This is a genomic window from Streptomyces sp. NPDC056160, from assembly GCF_042268205.1.
Lineage (GTDB): Bacteria > Actinomycetota > Actinomycetes > Streptomycetales > Streptomycetaceae > Streptomyces.
The window spans coordinates 1-9,264 of the sequence record NZ_JBHJUW010000224.1 but is presented as its reverse complement, the minus strand read 5'-3'; the positions used below and the strand labels follow the sequence as shown (position 1 = coordinate 9,264).

The window sequence follows — 9,264 nt, the reverse complement described above, 5'->3', positions numbered from 1 at the left end:
GCTGCGTGCCGTCCGCGCCAACGGCGACTTCGACACCTACTGGACCTGGCACCAGCAGCGGGAGTTCACCCGCAACCACCAGACGCGCTACCGCGGCCAGCTCATACCCACCGCCTGATCGACTGCACCCTCATTGGATCTGCACCCTTCCTGGATCAACCAGGTCGAGCGGTGGTTCGGCCTGCTGACCGACAAGCTCATCCGTCGTGGCGTCCACACCTCGGTGAAGGCGCTGGAGGATGACATCAGGGCCTGGATCGACTCGTGGAACGAGAACCCCAGGCCCTTCACCTGGACCAAGACCGCCGACGAGATCCTCAAATCTCTCGCCGACTACCTCACCAAGGTCACTCCGCCAGCCACTGAGAATCAGCGAGAGACTTAAGCCTGCGATTTCAGGCTCATCACCTTAGTGAGCGGGCCCGGACAGCCCGAACTCGGCGGCGACCAGCGCGTACGAGCGCTCGCGCTCGGCGAGGCCGGGGATCAGCGAGGTGAGCATCAGCTCGTCGGCCCCGGTACGCGCGTGCAGACCGGCCAGTCCGGCGCGGACCGCGCCGGGTGTGCCGTGCACGACCGTGCCGAGCCAGCCGTCGACGAAGTCCCGTTCCTCGGGTGTACGCGCGAGACCTGCCGCCGTGTCCGCGCCGGGCACGGCGCTCTGGACGCCCTGACGGGCCCGCATCATCATCACGGCGCCGGACGTGGCCAGGTGCGCGGCCTCCGCCGCGTCGGGGGCGCAGGTGACGTTCACGGAGACCATCGTTCGGGGCTCGGGCAGCGCCGCGGAGGGGCGGAACTCGGAACGGTACAGGTCGACGGCGCGCAGCGCCTGGACGGGGTTGATGTGGTAAGCCGCCGCGAACGGCAGTCCGAGCCGGGCGGCGACCTGCGCGCCGGTGGTGCCCGACCCCAGGATCCACACGGGCAGGCCGGGCGCCGCCGGCACCACGTGCACCCGGTCGCGGCTGTAGGGTGGTCGGCGGGGAAGCCGGATCCCAGGAAGCCAACCATCTCTTGGACCAGGGCCGGGAAGGTGTCGGTGCCCGGGTCCTCCGGGGCCCGGCGCAGCGCGCGGGCGACGGTGGGCAGACCGCCCGGGTTCCGGCCGACCCCGAGGTCGAAGCGCCCCGGGTGGAGCGCCTCCAGGACACCGAACTGCTGCGCCGGAAACCGTGCCGCCCCGCCGACCTGGCCAGGGCGACCGTGTCCCGCAGCGCCTGCGCGGGAGCCTGTCCCTCGCGCACCACGGTGAGGTCGAGCACCGAGAGCGGGGCGGGGGCCGTCCCGTGGTCCTCGGCGGGCCGGTCGGACGGGTGGGACACATCGCGCTGCATGTCTGAACTCTCTCGGTGCCGACAGGACGAGAAAACCGGACCATAGGGTCCGGTTCGCGATCCTAGGTATGTGTGCCGCTGAGGTCAAACCTGTTGGTGTGCGCGGGGCCCGCGAGCCGGTTCAGTAGGTGGTCACGAGTGGCTTCGTCTCGTCGACGACGTAGGTCGAGAGCATCATCGTCGTCACGGTGCCCACGTTGATGGCGTTGTGGATGGCGCCCGAGGGGATGAAGAAGGGGTCGCCGGTACGCAGCCGGAGGGCGGGGGCGTCGTCGAACTCCATCAGGACATCGCCCCGGATGATGTAACCGACCTCCACACCGGGGTGGCTGTGCCGGCCCGACTGCTTGTGCCGGGGGATCTGCACCAGGGTCTGCACGGCGGCCCAGCCCTCGGCGGGCGAGGGGTGCTGCTGGAGCAGGGTGCGGGTGACACCCGCGGTCGGGTCGGCGCGGTCGACGGGTCCTGCCGGGTGCTCGTGGGGGAGGAGTGGGGTCGCGGCGGCCTGCTGGGCGGAGGCGAGCGCGGCGGCACCGAGCGCGCCGGCGGCGGTGCCACCGGCGCGCAGGAGAGTGCGGCGGTCGAACATCTTGTTTCCCTCGGGTCGGGGACGGGGGGTGAGAACGCGCGGCACGGCGCATGACGTGGCGCGGCAGGCGGCGTACGACGCTCATGTGTGGTGCGACGTGTGGCACCGGGTGTGGTCCGACGCGCGGCACGCGGCCGACGCCCGGCACGGGAACGGCCAGCGGCGGAAGGAATGTGCGTTCTCCCCGAAGAATCAACCGCTTTTGGCCCTGGCCGCGCAAGAGCGCGATCCGGCCGCGCGGCGGCCGGTGCCCGTTCAGGCGGCGGCTTCCGGTCCCCGCTGCTCCAGCCGGGACGCCAGGTCACGCGCGGCGGCCTCGCGTCCCATGGCCTCGTGCCCCGGGTACGCCTTCCCCAGGATCTGCCGCCACGAGGCCACGTCCGGGTGGCGGCGCAGCAGCGCCCTGCGCTCGCGTTCGGTCATGCCGCCCCACACGCCGTACTCCATCCGCTGGTCCAGCGCGTAGGCCAGGCACTCCACGCGTACGGGGCAGTGGTAACAGACGCTCTTCGCCCCGTTCTGCGCAGCGCCCTCGGCGAACATCTGCTCGGCGTTCCTGCGGCACGCGCCCCTGACAGCCCACTCCACGGTTGCCTCACCCCAAGACTCCATCCATGTGCATCTCCGCACATGTTTCGACGGTGCAGATATACGTGACTCTAGCGCAGCTATGGTGTGATCGGACATGTGGACGGTTGACCGGAAATCGCCGCTTGCCGGAGGCTTACGGGACTCCTGTGAACGAGTTTCCGTCGCGGGCCGGTGATTCGCCGTGTGATTGACCGGACTTTACGGTCCGTTTAGCCTGACCGACAAGGGTGACTTTCCGGCCACTTCGGATGGCGAGAACCCTTGGCACACTGGCGCCGCACGGGTGGGAAGGATGGGGAAGCGGACATGCGACACGACCGCCACCCGGGGGCACAGCAGAGCGATCGGTTCTCCGCCGCGGGCCGTGCAGAGCGACGCGAGCGGCATACGGGGCCCGGGTTCCGGCCCGGTGGGGAAGGGAGTGGGGCGCCGTGAAGTCGCTCGTCACAATGATCGGCCGGGACGACGAACGGGCCCGGCTGTCCGGTCTCGTCGCCGCCACCGGGGGACAGGCGCTCGTCCTCAGGGGCGAGTCGGGCGTGGGCAAGAGCGCCCTGCTCGACCATGTCGCCACGCTGGCGGCCGACGACGGACACGAGGTGATCAGGGCCGCCGGGGTGGAGGCGGAGTCGGACCTCCCCTTCGCCGGGCTGCACCAGATCCTCTACCCGCTGCTCCCGCACATCGAGGCCTTGGACAAGGGCCACCGGGCCGCGTTCGACGCCGTGTTCGGGCAGACCGAGGGCAGGCCGCCCTCGGTCATGTCCCTCGGCATCGCCGTGCTCGACCTTCTCTCCCTGGCCACCTCGGATAAGCCGCTGCTGCTGATCCTGGACGACGGCCAGTGGCTCGACGCCTCCAGCGCCGACGTGTGCGGATTCGCGGGTCGCCGGCTCACCGGCAGCTCGGTGAAGCTACTGATCGCCCTGCGCACCGACATCCCGTCGCGCTTCGACACGGCCGCCCTTCCCGAGGTGGCGGTCCCCGCGCTCACCGAGGCGGCCTCCGCGGAACTCCTGGACCTGTGCCATCCCGGCCTCGATGCGCAGATGCGCCGGCTGGTCCTGGACCAGGCCCGGGGCAATCCGCTGGCCCTGCTCGAACTGCCCCCCTTCCTCGGCGGCAGCCGGCCCGGCCGCGGATCGGAGGGCGCCTTCGCCTTCCAGGCCGTCCCGCTGCCCCGGCGGCTCCAGCACGTCTACGGCACCCGCGTCGAGGCCCTGAACGACGCCGTGCGCGAGGAGTTGCTGCGCGGCGCACTGGACGGAGTCGGCACCGCGGCGGCGTCCACGCACACTCCCGCGCTGCGCTACCGCATGCGCGACGCCGAGGAGGCGGTGGCGGCCGGACTGCTGGAGACGGACCCGGTCGGCGGCGACTTCGTCTTCCGCCACCCGCTCGTGCGCTCCACCGTGGTGCAGCTGGCCACCCCCAACCAGCGGCGGGCCGCCCACGCGGACCTCGCCCGCATCCACCGCGACGACGTGGAGCGCCGCGCCACCCATCTCGCGGCGGCGGCGATCGACCCCGACGAGAAGGTGGCCACCACCCTGGAGGCGGCGGCGGACTCGGCGACCCGGCGCGGCTCAGCGGTGACCGCAGTGGCCTGGCTGACCCGCGCCGCCGAGCTGAGCGAGAGTCACGAGGGCCGCTCCCGCAGACTCAGCAACGCCGCCTTCACGGCCGGGTACGCGGGCCTGCTGGACCAGGCGCAGCAGCTCGTCAACGCCGAGCTGCCCACCGGTCGTAATGAGAGCCCGTCGGCGGTGGCCACCTCCGCCTACATGTCTTGGTACGAGGACGGCGACGTGCGCTCCTCACGGCGCCAGGTCGCCGCGGCCATCGAGAAGCTCCGCGACCACGGCGCCGGGAGCACCCCCGACGTCCTGCTGCGCCTGGTGAACCTGCTCCTGGGCATCGAGCAGTACGCGGGCGAGCCGGAGTCGTGGCGGCAGACCCGCGAACTGCTCGACTCGCTGGGTGATCTGGTGACGGAGCGGTCACGCATCTACCGCGACGCCTGGGGCGACGTCGTCCTGCACGGCGCGGGCCTGGCCGACCGCGTGGAGCGGGCCTTCGCCGACCTCTCCGAGCTGGAGCCCTGGGACGTGATGCGCCTGGGCGTCTGCGCGTACCACGTGGACATCCTCAGCCAGTACCGCCCGCACCTCCAGCGCATCGTCGAACGCGAGCTGGAGACCGGCGCCATGGGCGTCGGGATGACCATGCTGCACTTGATCATGCTCGACCAGATGGCGATCGGCGAGTGGGACGAGGCGGACCGCACCGGGCAGCGCGGCCTCGATCTGATGACGTCCCACGGGTACACACTGCTGGCCCAGCAGACCCGGGCGTACCTGGCGTTGGTCGCCGCCCAGCGGGGCCGGGCCGAGCGGGCGCGCGAACTTCAGGCCATGGTCGACGCCTGGGCGCGCCCGCGCGGTGTGGGCTTCCTGACCCAGCTCGCCGACGCCGCCGGTACGGCCGCGGCCCTGAGTGAGGGGGACTACGAGGCCGCGTATCTGCACGCCATCGGTGTCACCGCGCCCGGCACCTTCACCCCGTACGGGCACCAGGCCGCGCGCACCCTGCTCGACCTGGTGGAGGCGGCGGTGCACACCGGCCGTTCCGAGCAGGCCAGACGGCACGCGCTGGCCGCGCGGGAGGCGGGACTGCCCGCCGTCTCGCCCCGGCTGGCCATGATCACCTACGGGGCGCTGGCGATGACGGCCACTGAGGAGGCCGAGATCGCCGACATGTACGAGCGGGCCGAGACACATCCGGCCGCCGCCCACTTCCCGTTCGAGGCGGCCCGGATCCGGCTGGCCCACGGGATACGGCTGCGGCACACCCAGGGCCCCAAGGCCGCGCGCCCGCTGCTGACCACGGCCGCGGAGACGTTCGAACGGCTCGACGCCGAGACCTGGACGGAACGGGCCCGCGCCGAGCTGCGCGCGTCGGGTGTCTCCGCGCGCGAGGCAACCGCACACCTGTCGGCACTCACCTGGCAGGAGCGCCGGATCGCCGATCTCGCCGCGAGCGGGCTGACCAACAAGGAGATCGGCGAGCGGATGCGCCTGTCCCCGCGTACCGTCAGCTCCCACCTCTACCGTGTCTTCCCCAAGCTTGGCATCACCTCGCGCGCCGCGCTGCGGGACGCGCTCGGCAAGAGCCAGGAGGGGACGCGGGACTGAGCCCGGCGCGGTTCCGCTCCGATCGGGGCGGGCCGGGAGGCGGTGCCCGCTCACCGGTTGGGCCCGCCCGTTCACAGGTCCGAGCCGCCCGCGTGGATCCCCTGCTCGGCGAGCCAGTCCAGGACGTGGTCGGCGACCGCCCGCCAGCCGTTGTCCACGGTCAGGGTGTGACCGCGGTCGGCGAACTGCTTCAGGTCGCTCACCGCCACCGAGTCGCCGTACAGCTTGTAGGCGGCCCGGGTCACGGAGTCGGGCACCACACGGTCCTCCTGCCCCGAGATCAGCAGCAGCGGCCCGCGGGTGGTGTTGTGGACGTCGGCGACGGCACGGGGGTGCGGGACCGGGCCGTCCTGGCCGAGATCGGTGAGCAGCCGGCGGGGCGCCGGGACGACGTAGCGGTCGTAGAGCAGGGCCGACTCCTCGGCTCCGACGGTGTTGGCGAAGACGTCCCGGAACTCCTCGGGCGACAGGAGCACCGCTGTGTCCCCGTCCGCCTCCGGCGTCCACCGGGTGGTCCGGCCGGGCCGCGGCGGCGGCACGGCCGCGACCGGGGTCGGCGCGACGGCCACCGCGGCCCGGGCGAGGCCGTGACCGAGGAGGTGCTGCACGACGAGCCCGCCCACCGAGTGCCCGATGAGCACGGGCGGTTCGTCGAAGGACGCCGCCAGACGTCCGAAGTGGTCCGTCAGCGCGTCGAGTCCGAGGCCCCGCAGCGCCTCGGGGTGGCGGCGCGCCTCGCCCACCGTTCCGGGCTCGCCCGGCCAGCCCGGCGCCCAGACGGTGAAGCCCCGGCCGGTGAAACGGTCGGCCCACGCTTCCCAGGACAGCGCGTGGAACCACGCTCCGTGGATGAAGACGACGGGGGTACTGTTCACGGCTGGGGCCTCTCGTTCGGTCAGGCCGGGCGCGCGGGACCCGGCACCGCCCCTGTGGGCGGAAGACCCTGGGTATCCCGCACAGGGAGCGGACATCCGGCACCGGCATACGGGCGACCGTTCAAGCATCGTTCAGGCCCCCCACGGCCGGAACAGTCGAATGACTTAATGTTCCCCGCCGCCCGTGCGGGGGCCGACTCCCGTCCGCCGCGCGGGCGGCGGCGGCCCTGCCCGTCACGGGGTTCCGGCCGCCGGGCCGGGTGCGGGTACGCGGACCGCGACCGCCGTCCGGCCGGGGACGGCCGGCCGTCTCTCACGGTCAAGTGACTGATGTGCCGAAGCGGTGTCCGGAGCGAGAGTGAAGGCCGCCAGCCCCCGCTTCACGGAAGGACACCCCGTCATGAGCAGCGATCGCCACGACCTGCGGAGCCAGTGCACCGCATCACCGAGCCTCCCTCTGCTGCGTCTGGACATCCACCGGATGCTGGACATGCTGGAGTGGCAGGAGATCCGGGCCGAGTTCCGCTACGACCCCGACTCGCCCCTGGTCGTCACCGTCACGTTTCTCGTCGAGGACGGCCCCCGCGCCACCTGGCGCATCGGCCGGGACCTGCTCCATCAGGGGCTCCACTCGATGAGCGGCGTCGGCGACATCCAGGTGTGGCCCTCACACCTGGAGGAGCGGGCGACGGCCTGGTTGCAGCTCGTGTCGAAGGACGTCGGGGCCCTCTTCGAACTTCCCGTTCCGCCGCTGGCGGAGTGGCTCGACCACACCTACGAGCTGGTCCCGGCCGGCACGGAGACGGGCCGGCTGGACCTGGACGGCTTCCTCGCGGGTCTACTCGACGGCCCCGAGGTGCCGTCCGACTGACCACGGGAGATAATGAGTCACCTGTTTGACTGGTGACGAAAGCTGTGCGACAGTCATCGCGCCGTCCCTCGCGGTGAGCCCACGAACAAGACCCGGAGCCCGGTTCCCGCGCCGTCCGCGCGGTGGGCACCGAGAACGCACGACGGAGGATCCACATGATCGACAGGCGGAACTTCAGCAAGGCCGTGGGCCTGGGCACGGCCGCGGCTTCGCTGGTCGGGCTCCAGGGCGTCCAGGCCGCCTCTGCCGCCCCCGGTAAGGGCGGCGCGCCGGCGCCGGCCGTCCCGCACATCACCCCCGGCACCCACACCTCCTTCGCCCGGCTGAAGCAGGTCAAGGCTGGTCTGCTGGACGTCGGCTACGCCGAGGCCGGGCCCAAGCACGGCCCCGTCGTCATCTGCATGCACGGCTGGCCGTACGACATCCACAGCTACGTCGACGTCGCCCCGCTGCTCGCGGCGCAGGACTACCGCGTGATCATCCCCTATCTGCGCGGACACGGCACGACACGTTTCCTGTCCTCGCGCACCTTCCGCAACGCCCAGCAGTCCGCGATCGCGCTCGACATAATTGCCCTGATGGACGCCCTGAAGATCGAGAAGGCTGTGCTCGCCGGCTTCGACTGGGGCTCGCGCACCGCCGACATCATCGCGGCCCTGTGGCCGCACCGGGTGAAGGCCCTGGTGTCGGTGAGCGGGTACCTGATCACGGATGTCGCGGCGCAGAAGAATCCGCTGCCCCCCAAGGCCGAGTGCGCGTGGTGGTACCAGTACTACTTCGCCACCGAGCGGGGCCGCATGGCGATGGAGAACGAGGACGACCGGCGCGACCTGTGCCGTCTGGTCTGGGACACCGTCTCCCCGACCTGGGGCTTCGACGACGCCACCTTCGCGCGTACGGCCCAGGCGTTCCTGAACCCGGACTACGCCGCCATCGTGATCCACAACTACCGCTGGCGCCTCGGCCTCGCCGACGGCGAGCGCCGCTACGACCGGCTGGAGAAGCAGCTCGCCGCGCAGCCGTACATCTCGGTGCCCACGGTCACCCTCGATGCCGAATGCGACTCGTTCACCGCGGCACCGGGCGACGGTTCGATGTACCGGAAGTTCTTCACCGGCAAGTACGCGCACCACACGCTCAACGGCATCGGCCACGACCTGCCCCAGGAGGCCCCGACCGCCTTCGCGCAGGCCGTCGTCGAGGCCGACCACCTCTGACCCGGGTACGGCCGGCCGGCAGGCAGGCCGGCCGCAAGCTTCTTCCCTGCGCGCCCGACCGCCCCCTGTGAAGGAGGCCTGCCGACATGAGCGAGATCCACTGGAACCGCATGACCGCCGCACAGTTGCGTGAACTGGCGGCCGAGGACGCGGTGGTGCTGCCGGTGGGGTCGACCGAGCAGCACGGCCCCCATCTGCCCACCGGTGTCGACGACCTGCTGGTGGCCGAGGTGTGCCGGCGGACCGCACACCTGGCGGCCGCGCACACCCGGGTCGTGGTGGCCCCGTCCGTGTGGGCGGGACTGGCGGAGCACCATGTGCCATTCGGCGGCACCGTCACCCTCAGCCTGGACACTTACCACGCGCTGCTGTGCGATCTCTGCCGGTCCGTGCTCCGCGCGGGATTCTCCCGGATCCTGATCGTCAACGGCCACGCAGGCAACATGACCGCCCTCAACGCCATCAGCAACGAACTCACCGTGGAACTGGGAACGTCGATGGGTGCAGATCTGATGAGGGTGCCTCGTTGGGGTGATTCTCAGAGGTTCGGGATGTAGCTGGTCGTGCCGGCTTTTACCGTCGCCGGGTTG

8 protein-coding genes and 1 pseudogene are annotated in these 9,264 nt (G+C 71.6%); 5 read left to right on the top strand and 4 right to left on the bottom strand.

Translation table 11 applies throughout. The features are described from left to right. Positions 1-148: 148 nt before the first annotated feature. Positions 149-385: pseudogene (locus ACFC02_RS40140) on the top strand (IS630 family transposase); the annotation flags it as partial. 24 nt (positions 386-409) lie between these two features. On the opposite strand, the gene ACFC02_RS40135 reads toward ACFC02_RS40140, so the two are convergent. The 3 genes from ACFC02_RS40135 to ACFC02_RS40125 all read right to left on the bottom strand — a co-directional run bounded on the left by ACFC02_RS40135 (position 410) and on the right by ACFC02_RS40125 (position 2,469). Beyond that, positions 410-958, bottom strand: a complete 549-nt coding sequence (locus tag ACFC02_RS40135; protein WP_376367571.1) for an LLM class flavin-dependent oxidoreductase — start codon at positions 956-958, stop codon at positions 410-412. A gap of 500 nt (positions 959-1,458) precedes the next feature. Continuing rightward, complete coding sequence (locus ACFC02_RS40130) at positions 1,459-1,926, bottom strand: cupin domain-containing protein (protein ID WP_376367569.1); 468 nt, start codon at positions 1,924-1,926, stop codon at positions 1,459-1,461. Between the two features lie 255 nt (positions 1,927-2,181). Then, positions 2,182-2,469: a WhiB family transcriptional regulator gene (locus ACFC02_RS40125; protein WP_376367575.1), complete on the bottom strand. Its 288-nt coding sequence runs from the start codon at positions 2,467-2,469 to the stop codon at positions 2,182-2,184. Between the two features lie 497 nt (positions 2,470-2,966). On the opposite strand from ACFC02_RS40125, the gene ACFC02_RS40120 reads away from it, so the two are divergent. Beyond that, positions 2,967-5,711: an AAA family ATPase gene (locus tag ACFC02_RS40120; protein WP_376367573.1), complete on the top strand. Its 2,745-nt coding sequence runs from the start codon at positions 2,967-2,969 to the stop codon at positions 5,709-5,711. Between the two features lie 71 nt (positions 5,712-5,782). Here the strand turns inward: ACFC02_RS40120 and ACFC02_RS40115 are convergent, their stop codons facing one another. Continuing rightward, on the bottom strand, positions 5,783-6,586 hold the full coding sequence (locus ACFC02_RS40115) for an alpha/beta hydrolase (RefSeq protein WP_376367567.1): 804 nt from the start codon (positions 6,584-6,586) through the stop codon (positions 5,783-5,785). Between the two features lie 400 nt (positions 6,587-6,986). On the opposite strand from ACFC02_RS40115, the gene ACFC02_RS40110 reads away from it, so the two are divergent. From ACFC02_RS40110 to ACFC02_RS40100, 3 genes are all read left to right on the top strand, one after another. Next, a complete protein-coding gene (locus ACFC02_RS40110) occupies positions 6,987-7,457 on the top strand; it encodes an SsgA family sporulation/cell division regulator (RefSeq protein WP_376367565.1) in 471 nt (156 codons plus the stop codon). 155 nt (positions 7,458-7,612) lie between these two features. Further along, a complete protein-coding gene (locus tag ACFC02_RS40105; protein ID WP_376367563.1) occupies positions 7,613-8,674 on the top strand; it encodes an alpha/beta fold hydrolase in 1,062 nt (353 codons plus the stop codon). 86 nt (positions 8,675-8,760) lie between these two features. Beyond that, positions 8,761-9,231 (top strand): creatininase family protein, encoded by a 471-nt coding sequence (locus ACFC02_RS40100; protein WP_376367561.1) that lies wholly within the window; start codon positions 8,761-8,763, stop codon positions 9,229-9,231. Positions 9,232-9,264 lie beyond the last annotated feature (33 nt).